Source organism: Umezawaea sp., assembly GCF_057122925.1.
Genome location: NZ_DBNGPQ010000048.1, coordinates 162,834 through 177,086, shown reverse-complemented (window position 1 = coordinate 177,086; position 14,253 = coordinate 162,834). Strand labels below are relative to the sequence as shown.

Genomic DNA, 14,253 nt, shown 5'->3' with positions numbered 1-14,253 from the left:
GGGCGCAGGCCCGCGAACGGGTCGGCCGGGCCGCCGCCGGTCACGCCCCGGCACCCGCGTCCACCAGGGTCCCCCCGTCGTGGGGGAGGTGGCGCGGCGACGTCGAGGGCTGCCCCGGTGTCCCGTTCGGCCGACGGTCGCACGGGAGGTTCGTACTCCCGCGACCTGGGATTTCGCTCACGTCGTCCGGGGAGGTGGTGTGAAGGCCCGAGAAACGGGTAGATCACGCATCGAGGTCCTGTCGACGTGGTGAGGACGTGGTCGTGGAACGGGAGTCGCCGCAGGCGGACGAGCCTGCCGTGCTGGTCGCGAGGGTGTCCGGCCACCTGATGACGAGGCAGACCGTGGACACGGCGGTGGAACTCGTCGTCGCCCTGGCCGCCGGGATCGTCCCCGACTCGGTGGGCGCCGGGGTCAGCCTGGTGGACGACTCGGGGCGCAGGCTCACCGCCGCGGCCTCCGATCCGCTGGTGTGGGAGGCCGACCAGCTCCAGTACGACCTGGACGAGGGGCCGTGCCTGGTCGCGGCGCTGGACCGCGTGGTGTGCCGGGTCGACGACATCGCCACCGAGCCGCGGTGGCGGCGGTGGTGCGAGCGGGCGGCGCACCTGGGGGTGCGGGCCTCTCTGAGCGTCCCGCTCCTGACGGCGGGGCGCTGCCTGGGAGCCGTCAAGGTCTACGCCGTCGAGCCGGGCGCGTTCGGCGAGCGGGAGGAGCACCTGGTCGGGCTGTTCGCCGAGCAGGCCGCCGTGCTGCTGGCCGAGGTCAGCTCCCGCGACGACGCCCGGTGGTTCGGCGACCGCCTGACCGCCGCGCTGCGCGACCGCGACGCGGTCGCCACCGCCAAGGGCGTCCTGGCCGAACGCGGGCACGTCGACCCGGACACCGCGTTCGCGCAGCTGGTGTCCCTGTCCCACCGCGACCGCGCGCCGCTGCGGGACGTCGCGCGCGCGGTGGTGCGGTCGACGTGGGACGACCACCACGACCGGGGAGTCGACGTTGTCGACCGATGAGGGTGACCAGCGGCGTCTGCTGGCGACGTGCGCCGAGCGGACCGGCCTGAGCACGGACGAGCTGTGGCTGCGGTACTTCGCCCTCGGCGGGGACGCGGGCCCGGTGGAGGTCGAGGCCTACCTGTACGGCCTGCTTCCGCTGCCCGCCTTCCAGCGCGACGTGCTCGCGCACGCGATCAACGAACGGCTCGACGAGCTGGACTGGCTGCGCCGGGTGCCCTACAGCAGGGCGGTCCGCCAGGCGAAACCCGCCACCGGGCCGCTGGCCGCGCTGGTGGACCTGCTCGACGGCGCGCACCGCGCCCCGCCGGAGCGCCTGCCCGCCGTGGCGCTGGCCGCGGGCCGGGAACTGGGCGTGCGGCTGGAGGTCTACCTCGTCGACCACGCGCAGCGCCTGCTGGTCCCCGTGCTCTCCGAGGAGGGGCGGGACGCCCTGGCCGTCGACGGCACCACCGCGGGCCGGGCGTTCCGAGCGGTGGACGAGGTGGTCGAGACCCGCGACGGGGTGCCCCGGCTGTGGTCGGTGCTGCTGGACGGGACCGACCGCCTCGGTGTCGTCGAGGTGACCTTCGCCGACCCGGCCGAGGCGCGCGACCCGAACCTGCGCGAGCAGTGCCGGTGGCTGTGCCGCCTGCTCGGGCACCTGGTCGTCACCACGGGCAAGTACGGCGACGGGCTGGACCTGCCCCGGCGGCGGTCGAGCACCCCCGCGGTCGAACTGCTGCGGGACGTGCGCCCGCCGTTGACCGCGGGCACCGACACCGTCGCGGTGGCGGGCTCGGGCGAGCCCGGCACCGGCGCGTTCGACTACGCCCTGTCGGAGACGACGGCCCACCTGGCGATCTTCGACGCCGGCAGCGGGACCCCGGACCCGGCGCTCGTCACGGCCGCCGCGCTCGCCGCCTACCGCACGGCCCGGCGCGGGGGACTGCCGCTGACCGGGCAGGCGCACGCCGTCGAGCAGGAGCTGACCACGGCGTTCGGGTCGGGTCGGCACGCAGGCGGTGCGCTCGCCGAACTCGACCTGCGCACCGGGCGGACGCGCTTCCTCACGGCGGGCACCGCGCGGCTCCTGGTGGTGCGGGACGGTGGGGTGACCGCCCTGGACGCGGGGAGGCGCGGCGCGGGCTTCGGGGGTGAGGCCGCCGAAGCGGTCGTCGAGCCGGGTGACTGGCTGCTGCTGCACACCGGCGGTGTGGTGGGCGGGGGCGTCGGGGCGGACCGCCTCGCTGACCTGCTGGGGCGGTTGCGCACCGAGGTCGAGCCACCGCCGGAGGCGGCCCGCCTGCTGCTGCGCGCCGTGCTGGACCACGACGGTGGTGAGCCGCGTGGTGACGTGACGGTGCTGTTGGCGGTGTGGTCGGGTCCGGGTGGTCCTCGCGTCCGCCTTGAGCCGTGATCGGGTTCCCTCAGCCGCCGAGGTGCCCGACGGTGAACGCGGTGAGGAACCCGATCGCGGCGATGAGGCCCGTGTAGACGCCGCTGCGCTCGAAGGCCTCGGGGATCATGGTGTCGGCGACCATGGTGAGGATCGCTCCGGCGGCGACGGCGGTGATGACCGCGACGGTCGCGGGCGGGGCGTCGCGCAGCAGCAGGTTCCCGAGCAGGGCCGCCAGTCCGCTGGCGAGGGCGATACCGCCCCAGACGCCGAACACGTAGCGCGCGCCGCGGCCCGCGCGCTTCATGCCCGCGACGCTGGACAGCCCCTCGGGGACGTTCGAGATGAACACCGCGACCAGCACCGAGACGCCGATCCCGTTGCCGCCCAGCAGGGACAGGCCCAGGACCACGGACTCCGGCACGCCGTCCAGCAGCGCTCCGATCGCGATGGCCGCACCGCTGCCCCGCACGTCCGCCTCCGACGACTGCTGGTCGCCGGAGCGCTTGCGGTGCCGGGCGCCCCGGCGGGCGAGCACGACGTTGGCCAGGACGTACGCACCGGCACCGCCCAGGAAACCCACGACCGCGGGCACTAGGCCACCCGACCGCTCCGCCTCGTCGACCAGGTCGAACGCCAGTGCCGAGATGAGCACGCCCGCGCCGAACGCCATGATCGCGGCCACGACGCCCCTCGACACCGGGACCCGCCACGCCACGGCGGCGCCGAGCAGCAGCGCGCCACCACCGACCAGGCCCCACAGCCCGGCCTCCAGCCACTGCGGCATCACCGCACCTCCTCCGACGACGGCGGTGCCGTCCTCCCGTCGAGCACCCGGCGGCCGTCCACGACCGCCCCGGTCCGTCCACACCGGACCGCGGTCGTCAGCCGCCACGACCTCCGCGGGCACCGGCGCGGTGCGGGGTCGGTCGGGGGCGAGCGGTCGTCACGGGTCCTCGGTGTCGACGGCGATCATCCTCGTCCTTCCTCCCGGTCGCCGCGCGCCGGCCCGCGCACGCCCGTCCTGGCACGGGCACGCGCTCAGGTCCGCTTGGCCGTGGTGTCGGCGTGCGCGGTCCTGGCGACCTTCCGGTAGGCGGTCTCGACCTCCGCCGCCACCCGGTCCCACGAGTAGCGGGTGCGGGCGCGGTCGGCGCTCGTGATCGCGCAGATCTGCCGCCGGAAGGGATCGGCGAGGAGTTCGCGCAGCGCCTGGCCGAGCGCGGCGGGGTCGTCCGGCTGCACCAGCAGGCCGGTCAGGTCGTCGAGGCCGAGGTCGGCGAGGGCGCCCACGGCGGTGGTCACCACCGGGACCCCGCACGCCATGGCCTGCGCCGCACCGGTGCCGGACGGGTCGTGCGAGGGCACGCGGACGACGACGTCCGCGGAGCGCAGCAGCGCGGGCAGGTTCCGGCGGGCCACGTGGCCGGTGAACTTCAGCCTGCGGGCGACGTCGTGACCGCGGGCCAGCCGGACGAGCCTGGCCACCTCGGGGTCCTCGCGGGGGACCGCGGACCGGATCGGCCCCACGACCAGCAGTTCGGCGTCGGGGACGGCGGCCATCGCCTCGATCGCGGTGTCGACACCGCTGTGCGGCGCCACGTCCCCGAGCGCGAGCACGAGGGGTCGGGTGCCGCGCGGTGCGACGGGACCGTCCGGGGTGAACAGGTCGGTGTCCACGCCCCGGGGCACGAAGGACGTCCTCGCCCTCGGCACCCCGATCCGCGTCAGTCGGAGCACCTCGTCGCTGCTCGCCGCGATGACGCGGTCCGCGGCGAGCGCGGTCAGCCTCTCCAGTTCCACGACCTTGCTCGACCCGGTGGAGGGCTCCAGCCCGTGGAACGACTGCACGAGCGGGACGGTGGTCCCCCTCGTGGCCAGTCCCAGTCCGGACGGCCAGGAGTGCAGGTGCGCGACGTCGGGCGCGCGTCCGGTCCACTCGTGGTCGAGCGCGGACGCGAACTCGTCGAGGTGGGGGAGCAGGTCCGCCCTGGACAGGGGGGTCGCGGGTCCGGCGGGCACGCGGACGACCTCGAACCCGGCCAGTGCGGTTTCGGAGTCCGGACCGTCCGGGGACGTCCGGCGGACGTGGAGCACGACCCGGTGGCCCAGGCGGTGCAACGCGCTCGCGAGGTCGACGATGTGCGCCCTGTGCTCCGGCGACTCGGACTCCCACGCCGCCGACACCAGGTCGACGTAGAGGCTCGACGCCTCCCGGCGCGCGGGGTCCCGCGCCCCGCCCGGCGTCCGGCCGGACACCCTGGACACGATCGCCGCGGCGTGGCGGCGCACGCTGACCTTGGCGCGGCGCGCCTGGTCGACCAGCGCCGCGCGGGCACCGGACTCGTCGAGGCCGTCCCGCGCGATCAGCACCCCGACCGCGGCGTCCACGCTCGCGCGGGTCTCCAGCGCGTCGGTCAGCTTCGCGGCCGTCGTCGCGGGCGATTCGGCGACGACGTGCAGCACGGAGACGAGGTCGCAGGCCTCCAGGGCCCGCCGCGCGCTCCGGTTCGGAGCCACCACCCACATCGGGGTGCCGCGCCCGCCGCACGCCCGGTGGGCGGTCACCAGGACGGTCACCCCCGCGGCGGCCAGCAGCCTCACCCCGCTGAGGTCGACGATCACGGCGCGGGCGTCGCGGACGCGGGCGACGCGGTCGGCGAGGAGGGGGGCGGTGGCCGTGTCGACCTCGCCGGTCACGGTGACCACCACGGCACCGGAGGTGGTCGATTCGCGGACGTCGAGCCAGTGCTCCATCAGGACATCCTGTCGTCACGACCCGTGGTTCGGTACCACGTGCGGTCTTCCGACGGCTGTCTGCTCAACCGCCCTTCCTTCTCCTCGTGGTACCCCGGTAGGTACCGGTTCTACTCCGTGCGAGGGCATGTTTCACCCGTTCGGATGCGCGTGGCCTCTTCTCCGCGGGCGGGCCACCCCGACCGAGGCGGTCCGCCCGGTCGGAGCCGGCTCGGGCGCGGGTCCACCGGTCCACCCGGAATCCCGGCGCGGATCGCGGCCCGACGACGGGCGTGCGCGACGTCCCGGTCGGCGCTCGCGACGGCCTTCGCCCCCACCATCCCTCCCTTGTGGACGGTCCCCGCGCGCACGCGCACGGACGTCAGCGGTCCGGTGGGCGCGCGACCGCGCCTCCGCGTCCACAACGGAGTCGTCGGGGGGTGCTTGTAGGATGGGGCGGTACGGATTCGCGCGGGGAGGGGCTCCATGCCGGAGGTGCCGGGTCTGCCGCCGACGCACCAACTCCTGACCGGGCTCGCGCGCCTCGGCCAGGCCGTGCGGATCGACGCCTGGCGCAACAGCGGTCCGCACAACCTCTCCCCGTTGCAGGCCGACATCATCACCTTCCTGGACGGGGAAGCCCGTCCGCGTCGCCAGGGCGACATCGTCGGGGCCCTCGCGTCCACCCCGCCCACCGTGTCCGACGCGGTGAAGGTGCTGAGGGCCAAGAAGCTCCTGGACGGCGCCCGCGACCCGGCGGACGCGAGGGCGGTCGTCGTGCGGCTGACGGCCGAGGGGGAGGCGGAGGCCCGCAGGCTGGCCGCCGTGTCGCGGACGATGAGCGAGGCGATCTCCGTGCTGTCGGAGTCCGACCTCGCCGCGATGCTCCGCGGCACCGCCGCCGTCATGAAGGCGTTGCAGGACCGCCAGGCGATCCCGGTGTCCCGCATGTGCCTGACGTGCCGGTTCTTCGGACCGGACGCCCACCCGGAGGACACCGCCCGCCCCCACCACTGCCACTTCGTGGACGCGCCCTTCGGCGACGCGGAGCTGCGCGTGACCTGCCCCGACCACCAGCCGCTCGAACCCTGATCCCGGTCAGCGCCCCGCGGTGCCGGGCAGGGACAGGGTCCCCGAGGCCACGTCGAAGACGTTCTCGACCCGCAGCAGCGGGTCGTGCAGGTCGCCGTTGACCCTGAGGGCCGCGGTCACCCCGTCGTAGGAGAAGGTCGACGGGAACCCGAGGTCGCGCGCGGGCACCTCGATCCGGACGGTGCGCCCGGCGAACCGCGTGGGGTAGGGCGGGCTGTCGAGGTAGAGCGGGACCCCCGGCCAGGTCCTCGGGAGGTCCGGCTTCTCGCCGGGCAGGACGTCCCGCACCTTGAGCGCCCCGTCGGGACGCGTGGTGTCGGGCACGAGCACCACCCAGTGGGAGTGCCACAGGTGCCCGTCGTCGTTCTTCACCCCGTTGTGGTTCTCGTCGTAGAGCGGGGTGTCGTCGAAGTCCGGGTGGCTGGTCGCCGCCAGCGCGAGGACGCCGCTGTCCCTGGTGAAGCCGATCGTGGACGGGTTGAGCGACACGGGCCACACGTAGCTGAGCACCGAGCTGCCCGCGAACGCCCCGGTGGGCCTCGGCTTCACCGAGCCCGCCGCGCCCCGGACCTGTTCGGTGAAGACCAGCCGGTCGCCCTGGCGGCGCACGGTAGTCCTCACCAGGTCGAAGGCGGCGGGGTGGACGTCGCCGCCCGCCGAGGGGATCCCACCGCCGTGGTGGTCCGCCCCGTGGTCGTGGTCGCCGCCCGCCGCCGAGCCGACGGCGGGCACGACCGCCGCGGCCAGGCAGACGGCCACCGCGGTGAGCGCGGCTCGGCGGCGGGTCGAACCGGATGTGCTGGATCGCGCCATGGTCTTCCTCTCTCGTGCCGTCCTCCGCGCGGACGAGCCGCCCGCGCGGAGGACGGCGGATCGGGGTTCGGGGTCAGCCGACCGCGAGGTCGACGGCCGGGAAGTCGAGCTGGGTCTCGCCGACGGAGTTGAAGTAGTTGGTGAAGGTGTTGAGGGCGACCGCGGCGACGATCTCGCCGATCTCGCCGTCGTCGTAGCCCGCGCCGCGGACCTCGGCGAGGTCGTCGTCGCTGACGAAGCCCTTGGTGGTGATGACGGCGCGGGCGAACCGCAGCGCGGCCTCGACCTTCGGGTCGGAGGCGCGGGCGTGCCGCCCCGACACGAGGTCGGTCTCGCTGAGCCCGGCCCTGGCGCCCAGGACGGTGTGGGCCGCCAGGCAGTAGCCGCACTCGTTCTCGGTGGCGGCGACGAGGGCGATCTGCTCCTGCACGGCGGCGGGGAGCCGTCCCTTCGACAGCGCGCCGCTGAACGAGAGGTACGCGTCGAGGACCGCGGGGGAGTTGGCCATCGCGCGCATCATGTTCGGCGTCACGCCGAGGGCGCGTTCGACCTTGCCGAGCAGCGCGCGGGCCCTGGGGTCGGCGGTGGCGGGGTCGACGGTGCTGAAACGGGGCATGGAACCTGTCCTCTCGTTTGTTTGGCAGTGCCAACTGTATTGCGCGACGGGGAGGAAGCAAGGCCTCGTGCGGTAGGTCACAGAGTTCACCCGCCGGGCGTTCTTCCCTGGCGCACAACGAATCCCGCGACCACGAACGGGGTGTCCCGTGCCGTGCGCCGCGGTGTGCGGGAACGATCCGCGACCGCGTCGGCGGTGCGTACCATCAGCTACTGGTGAGGAGTCCTACCTTCGAGGCGGTTCGGATGACGGGGAACGGGGCCGGCGGCGCGGGCGACCTGGACGCGCGGCTGGCGAGCGCTGTCGAACGGCTCGGCCAAGGCCTGCGCTCGCTGGCCCAGCGGACCGCCCGCGCGCAGGGCCTGTCGCCGTTGCAGCAGCGGGCCGTGCTCGCGCTGGTGCACCGGCCGGTGGGCCGTCGGGAGGTCAACGCCCTGGCCGCCGAGTTCGACGTGACGACGCCGACCATGTCCGACGCGATCGGGGCGTTGGAGCGCAAGGGGTTGCTGACGCGGTCGCCGGGCGCCGACGGCCGTCGGCGCCTGCTCGCCCTGACCGGCCGCGGCGAGGAGGTCGCCGCGGAACTGTCCACGTGGGACGAACCGCTGCTGGCGGCGTTCGCGCGGCTGTCCGTGGTGGACCGGGCGACCACGTTGGACTCGCTGCTCCACGTCATCGCGGACCTGCACCGCCGGGGCGTGGTGAGCGTGGCGCGGATGTGCACCACGTGCCGCTTCTTCAACCCGGACGCCCACGTCGACCCGGTGGCGCCGCACCACTGCGACCTGCTCGCGATGCCGCTGCCGCTCACGGACCTGCGGACCGACTGCCCCGAGCACGAACCGGCCGCGGGCTAGCCCTCGCGCCCCGGTGCGCACCCGGTGAACCTCCTCGTCGAAAAGTAGGTAGGACTCCTACCTGAATTGTGGCACGCTGGTGAGACCGGGCACGAGGAACCCGGACCGAGCCCGCAGAGGAGGCCGTGTGCGCGCGGTGGTGGTGCAGCACGTCCCGTTCGAAGGACCAGGGCTGATCGCCCCCGCGCTGTCCGCCGTCGGGGCGGACGTGCGGGTGGTGCGCGTCGACCGGGAGGAGGCGCTGCCGGACGCGGAACCGGTGGACGTGCTCGTCGTCCTGGGCGGGGCGATGGGGGCGCTGGACGACGAGGCCCACCCGCACCTGGCGGCCGAACGGGACCTCATCGCGGAGTGCGTCCGCCTCGGCCGACCGGTCCTCGGCGTCTGCCTCGGCTCGCAGCTCCTCGCCGCGGCGCTGGGGCACGGGTGCGGCGCGGCCCGGAGTTCGAGGTCGGGGCTGGCGGCGTCACGCTCACGCCCGCCGGGCTCGCTGACCCGGTCCTCGGTCCCTCCGGGCCGCGGCTGCCCGTCGTGCACTGGCACCACGACACCTTCGACCTGCCGGAGCGCGGTGTGCGGCTGGCGGCGTCCGAGCGGTACCAGCACCAGGCGTTCCGGTTCGGCGACTCCTACGGCCTCCAGTTCCACGTCGAGTTCGACGCCGACGTGCTCAGCGGGGCCGCGCCCCACCTGCCACCGGGCACCACCATCACCCCCGACGAGATCGACTCGGTGGCGGCCGAGGGGGCGCGGGTGCTCGCGCGCTGGGCGGCGCACGTCGCGGCCGTGTCCCGCGGCTGAGCCCGGACGCGGTCACCGCGGCGCGCGGACCCCCACGCCGTCCAGGAAGGTCTCGACGGCACCCAGCCCGGCGGTGTCGACCACCGCGGCCACGTAGCCGTCCGGGCGGACCAGGACCCACTGCCCGGCCACGAGGCCGTACGCCGTGCGCAGGTGCCCTCCGGTGTCCACGACGTCACCGCGGTGGCCCGTCGTGTGGACGTGCAGGCCCGCGCGCGGAGCCGGTGCCGACGCGGCGTCCACGTCGTGGCCGACGAGGGTCCAGTGCGGTCCGCGGAACAGGGTGAACAGCCGGGTGGCGAGCCCTCCCGCCCCGGTCAGGGGCGCGTCGGGGGCGCGGTCGCCCGGTCGGACGCCCCGGTCGCGCTCCGGGCCGGGCACGGCCAGGGAGGTGGTCGGGTAGCCCAGGTCGAGCTGGGCCACCTCGCGGCCCCGGCGCACCTCGCCGTCCCTGGCCGCGTCGAGCAGCCGCACGGACAGGCCGAGCACCGCTTCGGCGACGGGCCTGCGCTCCTCCTCGTAGGTGTCCAGCAGCGGGTCCGGGGCGCCGTCGAGCACGGCGGCGAGCTTCCAGCCGAGGTTGTAGGCGTCCTGGACACCCGTGTTGAGGCCCTGCCCGCCGGTCGGCGGGTGGCAGTGGGCGGCGTCCCCTGCCAGCACCACCCGCCCGACCCGGTAGCTGTCCGCCAGCCGCGCGTTCATCGCGAACGCGGACGCCCAGTCCACGGCCCTGACCACGAGGTCGTCCCGCCCGGTGCGTGCGCGCAGCAGCGCGGTGAGCCCCTCCGCGGACAGGTCGACCTCGGCGTCGAAGGGGATCGGGCTCTGGTACTGGAACAGGTCGGTGCCGCGCAGCGGGCACAGCGACACGTGGTCCGGGGTCCCGTGCCCCCACGTGTGCCAGGCGTCGGCCGACACGCCGTCGACCAGGACGTCCGCCACGAGCGCCCGCACGCCGAGGGTCTTGCCGGGGAAGCCGATGCCGAGGGCCTTGCGCACGAAGCTCGACCCGCCGTCGGCGCCGACCAGGTACCGGGTCCGCACGGTCCGCTCGCCGTCGGGGGTCGTGATCCGCGCGGTCACGCCGTCGGCGTCCTGCTCGAAGCCGACGAGTTCGTGGCCGTGCAGCGGGACGTGGCCGAGTTCGGCCAGCCGATCCCGCATCCGCCGCTCGGTGAGGAACTGCGGGACCATCAGCGGGAGCTGGTACGGCTCCGCCGCCGTCGGTTCCAGCCCGCCGAAGTCGGACCGGTCCACCCAGCCGCCGTCGGCGTGGTGGCGCTGGGCGGGGTACTCGCCCCCGGACGCGACGATCCGGTCGATCAGCCCGAGGTCCTCGAACACCTCCTGGCTCCGCGGCTGGATGCCCTTGCCGCGCGAGCCCGTGAACGGGTGCGGAGCCCTGTCGACCAGGAGGAACCCGACGCCCCTGCGGGCGAGGTCGACGGCGAGGGTCAACCCCGCCGCGCCGGAGCCGCAGATGACCACGTCGGGCTCCGCGGTGGTTCGGTGCTCCACCGGTGGGTAAATTGTGTGCATGATGCACACGTTATGGGTCGACTGTCCCGGTCGTCAATCTCAGTATTCTTTCTCTGACTGATGATTCCCTGTCGTATACCTGTGCGTGATGCACAGGTATACGGGCGTCGGCGGGCTCGCGCTACCATGTGCCCGCCCGTCCGGGGCGGCGTGGAAGGCAGGTGCGGCGGGGATGACCACGAGGCGTCGACTGGTGGCGCAGCGGCACCTCCACGGGTCCGTCGTGGACCTGGTGGCGCTGATGAACCTGCCGCGCCGCGACGACGTCCTCCTGCGGGAGGCGGGCGTCACGCTCGACCGCGCCCTGTTCCCGCTGCTCGTGGGGATCGAGCGGTTCCAGCCGATCGGCGTGGTCGAACTCGCCGACCGGGCCGGTCGCGACCACACCACGGTCAGCAGGCAGGTCGCCAAGCTGGCCGAACTGGGTCTGGTCGAGCGCCGTCCGAGCGCGGCCGACAAGCGGGTCAGGGAAGCGCTGATCACCCCCGAGGGGCGCCGCGTCACCGACGCGCTCGACGCCGCCCGGCACCGGCTCGCGGGCCCGGTGTTCGCCCAGTGGAGCGACCGCGACCTGCTGGAGCTGGAGCGGCTGATGCGCAGGTTCGTCGACGACCTGCGCGACCTGGCCGCCCCCGAGGGCGACGGCGAGGTCTAGCGCTCCCGGCCGGTTCGGCCCGGATCCGTTCACGAGTGCGACCACCTCCGCCGCCTGCCGGACAACTCGGTGATCGATTCCGACTTGGCCGACCACGGCGTTCGATCGCATTCGACGGGAATTTCGACGTCGGACCGGCCCGTGCCTGCGGAAACGGCCGTTGACCTGCCGATCCGGCTGCATCTAGCATCCGCATGGAAAGCGTTTTCCGCGTTGGCGCGCAACGAGTTCCAGAACAGTCGGAAGCGGAGTTCCCATGAGCACATCGGATCGACCACCATCCACGCGTGTTCCACGGCGGCGTGGTGCGCGCTGGCGCGCGGGTCTCGCGGCGGCTGCCGTCACGGCGGCGCTGGCCGCCACCGTCGCCACCTGGCCGATGGCCTCGCCCGCGAGCGCCGCGGTCGGCGCGGGGACCTACGCGGTGACCAACGCGGGCAGCGGGCTCTGCCTGGAGGCGCCGAGCGCGGCCGAGGGCGCGCAGCTCCAGCAGGCGGCGTGCGGCGGGCAGCGGTGGACGCTGGCGGCGGTCGGCGGAGGGTTCCGGATCACCTCGGTCGGCAGCGGCCTGTGCGTCGGCGTCCGGGACGCGTCGACGTCGGCGGGCAAGGTGATCGAGCAGCGGGCCTGCACCGGCTCCGCGGGCCAGACCTGGTCGTTGACCGAGAGCGGCGGCGGCTACCGCGTGGTCGACACCAACGGCGGCAAGTGCATGAACCTCAAGGACAACTCCACCGCCGCGGGCGCGCTCGTGCAGACGAACTCCTGCGACGGCGCCGCCACCAAGCAGTGGACGTTCACCCCGGCGGGCGGCGGGACGAACCCGACCACGACCACGACGACCACGACGACGCCCCAGCAGCCCGGTGGGGGTGACGGCAGCGGTGCGTGGCCGTCCGACACCGGCAGCGTGCACCAGACGACGACCAAGGACGCGGGCACGTTCTTCGACGGCGGCATGAAGCGCCACTACGGCATCGGCGACGGCGGGCAGGGCGAGAGCCAGGACCCGATGTTCGTGGTGGCCGACGGCGGCACCATCCAGAACGTCTTCCTCGACACGCCCGCCGGTGACGGCATCCACTGCGAGGGCTCGTGCACGATCCGCAACGTGTGGTGGAACGACGTGGGCGAGGACGCCGCGACCTTCCTGAGCCCCAGCTCCTCGGCCAGGTACCTGGTGGACGGCGGCGGCGCGAAGTCCGGTTCGGACAAGGTGTTCCAGCACAACGGCGCGGGCACCGTCACCATCCGGAACTTCCAGGTCCACAGCTCCGGCAAGCTCTACCGGGCGTGCGGCAACTGCACCAACTCCTACCAGCGGCACGTGGTGCTCGACGGCGTGACCGCCCGGTCCACGAAGGTGCTCGCGGGCATCAACACCAACTGGGGCGACACCGCCCGGTTCTCGCGGATCACCGTCTACGGCACCACCTCCGTGTGCGACAAGTACAAGGGGGTGCCGAAGGGCAGCGAGCCGACCAAGATCGGCTCGGGCGCCGACGGCGTGAACTGCCTCTACCAACCGTCGGACATCACCCAGAGGTGACGTGAGTCGGAGCCGGGGTCGCGACCCCGGCTCCGTCCCGTCCCGAACACCACGGGAGAACCGGCACGACGGCGACGGGACTCGCCGCGGGAGCCGCGTTCGCCGCGGCCCGGCACCGCGCCGCTGCCCGGCGCCGCGGCCACGGCCGTGCCGCACGTGGCGACCGCGGGCGGCGGCGACGCCGCGGGCACGCTCGCCGCGCCGCCGCGCACGATCCGGAGGGCGGTGGTCCCGGCCCGGCCCGGCACCACGATCAGCGTCCGCGGCGGGGTGTTCGCGCTGGACGCCAACGGCAGCGTCTTCGAGCGGCTGGTCACGAGGGACGACCACGAGCACCGGCCTGGGACCGCGGGCGGCTCGATCCCCGCCCCGACCTTCCCGCGTCCCGCGAGCGGAGCCGACGTGGGCGCCCGGTTCCGGCCCGTCACAGGCCGAACGCGCCACCCTCGACGAGGATCAGCAGGCCGATGCCGATCAGGACGACGGGCAGCAGGACGTGCCCCCACCGCGACAGCGCCTCCGCGACGGCGGGGCGCGTGGCGAAGTACCTGCCCGCCGCGACCCACAAGGCGACCAGGACGAGGAACACGACCACGTGGACGGCCATGCCGCCGACGCCCGCGGTGGCGAAGACGGGCACGTAGACCCCGATGTTGTCGCCGCCGTTGGCGAAGGTGACGGCGGCCACGGCGAGCACCGTCGGGCCACCGTCCCGCGCGGACCGCTCCTCGTCGGTGCCGCCGCGGTCCCGCCACGCCCGCACCGCGGCCCTGACGCCGAGCGCGAGCGGCAGCAGGCCCAGGTAGGGGACGGCGCTGTCGGGCAGGAGGGTGGCGCCCACCGCCGCCGCGACGGCCACGACCAGGATGCCCGCGAAACCCGCGTACTGGCCGAGGGCGATGGAGCGCGTCGTGCCGCGCCGTCCGGCGCCCTGGGCGAAGAACAGCGCCAGGACGACGATGTCGTCGATGTTGGTGACGGCGAACAGGCCAGCCGCCCGACCGAGAACGCCGAGGCTCAGCTCCGCGGGCACGCCCCACCTCCGTCGTCGTGGAACCGGGGGCTCGGACCCGGTGCCCGCCGCATTCTCCCGACCGACCGCGCCGGACCGGACGACGGGGTGCTCGCGGTCCGCGGTCGCACAACGAACTGATGAAGTCATCAGAATTGGAATGGTACTCAGTGCCGCTGATAGGATCGGGTC

General features: G+C 74.4%; 14 protein-coding genes and 1 pseudogene. 8 read left to right on the top strand and 7 right to left on the bottom strand.

Annotation, left to right across the window (positions count from 1 at the left end):
- The first annotated feature begins 263 nt into the window (after positions 1-263).
- Positions 264-1,013 carry a GAF and ANTAR domain-containing protein gene (locus AC156L_RS10735; protein WP_330874357.1) on the top strand — a complete coding sequence of 250 codons (750 nt, stop codon included), beginning with the start codon at positions 264-266 and terminating at the stop codon, positions 1,011-1,013.
- Positions 1,000-2,412, top strand: a complete 1,413-nt coding sequence (locus AC156L_RS10730) for a SpoIIE family protein phosphatase (protein ID WP_484406781.1) — start codon at positions 1,000-1,002, stop codon at positions 2,410-2,412. Before AC156L_RS10735 ends, AC156L_RS10730 begins: the two co-directional genes overlap by 14 nt.
- 10 nt (positions 2,413-2,422) lie before the next feature.
- Here the strand turns inward: AC156L_RS10730 and AC156L_RS10725 are convergent, their stop codons facing one another.
- Positions 2,423-3,178 carry a ZIP family metal transporter gene (locus tag AC156L_RS10725; protein WP_330874355.1) on the bottom strand — a complete coding sequence of 252 codons (756 nt, stop codon included), beginning with the start codon at positions 3,176-3,178 and terminating at the stop codon, positions 2,423-2,425.
- A 254-nt stretch (positions 3,179-3,432) separates the two neighbouring features.
- Positions 3,433-5,148, bottom strand: a complete 1,716-nt coding sequence (locus AC156L_RS10720; protein ID WP_330874354.1) for a glycosyltransferase — start codon at positions 5,146-5,148, stop codon at positions 3,433-3,435.
- A gap of 465 nt (positions 5,149-5,613) precedes the next feature.
- Between AC156L_RS10720 and AC156L_RS10715 the strand changes: the two genes are divergently transcribed.
- On the top strand, positions 5,614-6,219 hold the full coding sequence (locus tag AC156L_RS10715; RefSeq protein ID WP_330874353.1) for a MarR family winged helix-turn-helix transcriptional regulator: 606 nt from the start codon (positions 5,614-5,616) through the stop codon (positions 6,217-6,219).
- Positions 6,220-6,225: 6 nt separating this feature from the next.
- On the opposite strand, the gene AC156L_RS10710 is transcribed toward AC156L_RS10715, so the two are convergent.
- Both AC156L_RS10710 and AC156L_RS10705 read right to left on the bottom strand, forming a co-directional pair.
- Complete coding sequence (locus AC156L_RS10710; protein ID WP_330874352.1) at positions 6,226-7,032, bottom strand: hypothetical protein; 807 nt, start codon at positions 7,030-7,032, stop codon at positions 6,226-6,228.
- Positions 7,033-7,105: 73 nt separating this feature from the next.
- Complete coding sequence (locus AC156L_RS10705; RefSeq protein WP_330874351.1) at positions 7,106-7,648, bottom strand: carboxymuconolactone decarboxylase family protein; 543 nt, start codon at positions 7,646-7,648, stop codon at positions 7,106-7,108.
- 245 nt (positions 7,649-7,893) lie between these two features.
- Between AC156L_RS10705 and AC156L_RS10700 the strand changes: the two genes are divergently transcribed.
- The 3 genes and pseudogenes from AC156L_RS10700 to AC156L_RS10690 all read left to right on the top strand — a co-directional run bounded on the left by AC156L_RS10700 (position 7,894) and on the right by AC156L_RS10690 (position 9,306).
- Entirely contained in the window at positions 7,894-8,505 is a 612-nt protein-coding gene (locus tag AC156L_RS10700) for a MarR family winged helix-turn-helix transcriptional regulator (RefSeq protein WP_330874350.1), read from the top strand.
- A gap of 79 nt (positions 8,506-8,584) precedes the next feature.
- Positions 8,585-8,887 (top strand): annotated as a pseudogene (locus tag AC156L_RS10695) (hypothetical protein); the annotation flags it as partial.
- A 44-nt stretch (positions 8,888-8,931) separates the two neighbouring features.
- Positions 8,932-9,306 (top strand): type 1 glutamine amidotransferase, encoded by a 375-nt coding sequence (locus AC156L_RS10690; RefSeq protein WP_330874349.1) that lies wholly within the window; start codon positions 8,932-8,934, stop codon positions 9,304-9,306.
- A 12-nt stretch (positions 9,307-9,318) separates the two neighbouring features.
- Here AC156L_RS10690 and AC156L_RS10685 read toward each other — a convergent pair whose 3' ends face one another.
- On the bottom strand, positions 9,319-10,845 hold the full coding sequence (locus AC156L_RS10685; protein ID WP_330874348.1) for an FAD-dependent oxidoreductase: 1,527 nt from the start codon (positions 10,843-10,845) through the stop codon (positions 9,319-9,321).
- A gap of 172 nt (positions 10,846-11,017) precedes the next feature.
- Between AC156L_RS10685 and AC156L_RS10680 the strand changes: the two genes are divergently transcribed.
- Both AC156L_RS10680 and AC156L_RS10675 read left to right on the top strand, forming a co-directional pair.
- The gene (locus tag AC156L_RS10680) at positions 11,018-11,500 is read left to right on the top strand and encodes a MarR family winged helix-turn-helix transcriptional regulator (protein WP_330874347.1); all 483 of its coding nucleotides are present in this window, start codon (positions 11,018-11,020) and stop codon (positions 11,498-11,500) included.
- Between the two features lie 256 nt (positions 11,501-11,756).
- Complete coding sequence (locus AC156L_RS10675; protein ID WP_330874346.1) at positions 11,757-13,049, top strand: pectate lyase; 1,293 nt, start codon at positions 11,757-11,759, stop codon at positions 13,047-13,049.
- Here AC156L_RS10675 and AC156L_RS10670 read toward each other — a convergent pair.
- Positions 13,019-13,366, bottom strand: a complete 348-nt coding sequence (locus AC156L_RS10670) for a hypothetical protein (RefSeq protein ID WP_330874345.1) — start codon at positions 13,364-13,366, stop codon at positions 13,019-13,021. The two genes, AC156L_RS10675 and AC156L_RS10670, sit on opposite strands and share 31 nt — an antisense overlap.
- Before the next feature lie 107 nt (positions 13,367-13,473).
- Positions 13,474-14,070 carry a cadmium resistance transporter gene (locus AC156L_RS10665; protein WP_330874411.1) on the bottom strand — a complete coding sequence of 199 codons (597 nt, stop codon included), beginning with the start codon at positions 14,068-14,070 and terminating at the stop codon, positions 13,474-13,476.
- Between the last annotated feature and the right edge of the window lie 183 nt (positions 14,071-14,253).